2 protein-coding genes are annotated in these 1,793 nt (G+C 66.5%); both read left to right on the top strand.

Going from position 1 to position 1,793, the window contains the following annotated elements:
• On the top strand, positions 1-381 hold a 381-nt coding region (locus EOA60_RS31440), incomplete at its 5' end, for an NAD-glutamate dehydrogenase domain-containing protein (RefSeq protein ID WP_164899711.1).
• A gap of 250 nt (positions 382-631) precedes the next feature.
• Positions 632-1,793: MFS transporter (locus EOA60_RS31435; protein ID WP_164899710.1), on the top strand; the 1,162-nt coding region annotated here is incomplete at its 3' end.

Here is a 1,793-nt window from a genome sequence, read left to right as displayed (position 1 = left end):
ATCCCGGACATCGCGCTCACCGCACGCACGGCCAATGCCGACATCGTCAGCGCCGCTAGGGCCTTCTTCGCCGTCAGCGACGCTTTTCGCATCCCTCGCGTCGAGGAGGCCGCGCGCTCGATCATGCCGCCGGACTATTACGACCAGCTGGCGCTGTCGCGCGCGACCGACACGATCGGCGCCGCAAGGCGCGGCATCGCGGTCGCGGCGCTCACCGCCCACGGCCAGGCGGTGGATCCGGTGGCGGCCTGGCTGGAAGCAGGCGGCGAGCAGGTCGGGCGAATCCGCGAGAGGCTGCAGGCGCTGACCGAAGCCGGCGACATCACCGTGTCTCGGCTGTCGGTGGCGTCCGGCCTGATGAGCGACCTGACGGGGATGTAGGTTTACCCTGCCCCTTGCGGGGAGGTCGCTGCGAAGCAGCGGGGCGGGGCTCGGCGCCACCCCCATCCGGACCTGAGGTCCGATCTCCCCATAAGGAAGAGGTCGCGGCCGGCGCTCTTGTTCCCGCTGACGCGGAGTGGAAACGCGCAAGCCAATGAGCGGCGGCGCCGTGCTTGTTCATTTGCATCGCCGCCCGAAAACATGCAGACATGCGCGGGGCGCGGGGCAAGCGGACGATGCCGGAGGGGACATGGCCGAAGTAGCAGTGCAGCGGGCAACGGGGCGCGGCATCTGGGGCTGGATGTTCTTCGACTGGGCAGCGCAACCCTTCTTCACCGTCGTCACCACCTTCATCTTCGGGCCATACTTCGTCTCGCGCATGGCGAGCGACCCCACAACCGGGCAGGCTGCCTGGGGCTACGGCATCGCTGCCGCGGGTCTCGTCATCGCGGTGCTTTCGCCGGTGCTCGGCTCGATTGCCGACCAGACCGGGCCGCGCAAGCCATGGATCGCCTCCTTCGCGGCGGTCAAGATCATCAGCCTTACGCTGCTTTGGTTCGCCGCGCCCGGCTCCAGCCTGTTCCTGATCGTGCTGCTCTTCTCGCTCGCCTCTGTGGCCGCGGAATTCTCCACCGTCTTCAACGATTCCATGATGCCGCGCCTAGTGCCCAAGGAGGACATCGGCAAGATCTCCAACATCGCCTGGGGGCTCGGCTATCTCGGCGGCATGGTGGCCTTGATCTTCGTGGTGCTGTTCCTGGCCGGCAATCTGGAAACCGGCAAGACGATCATCGGCCTCGACCCGCTGTTCGGGCTCGATCCTAAGCTCGGCGAGGACGCGCGCTTCACCGGGCCGATGTCGGCCGGATGGTACTTCCTGTTCATCCTGCCGATGTTCATCTTCACGCCGGACGCCATCAAGGGGCTTTCAATGGGCCCGGCGGTGCGGGAGGGCCTGTCGGAATTGAAGTCCACGCTCTTCGAGGTGCGCAAGCGCGTCGGCATCTTCCGCTTCCTCGTCGCCCGCATGATCTATCAGGACGGCGTCAACGCGCTCCTGGCGCTCGGCGGCACCTTTGCCGCCGGCATGTTCAACTGGTCGATCACCGAGATCGGCATGTTCGGCATCATCCTCAACGTCGTCGCGATCTTCGGCTGCTGGATCGCCGCGCGCCTCGACACCGCGCTCGGATCGAAGGCCGTGGTGATGATTGCGCTGATGCTGCTTTTGCTGGCTACGATCGGCGTCGTGTCGACCGGGCCAGGCTTCACGCTGCTCGGCCTAATACAGCTGCCCACCACCGATTCCGGCGGCCTCTTCGGCACCGCGGCCGAAAAGGCCTACATCCTCTACGGCCTGCTGATCGGACTCGCCTTCGGGCCGGTCCAGGCCTCCTCGCGCTCCTACATGG

It is taken from the genome of Mesorhizobium sp. M1A.F.Ca.IN.020.06.1.1 (assembly GCF_004023265.1).
In the GTDB taxonomy this organism is placed as follows: Bacteria; Pseudomonadota; Alphaproteobacteria; order Rhizobiales; family Rhizobiaceae; genus Mesorhizobium.
The sequence above is the reverse complement of the archived record's forward strand: the minus strand, read 5'-3'. Positions and strand labels throughout refer to the sequence as shown.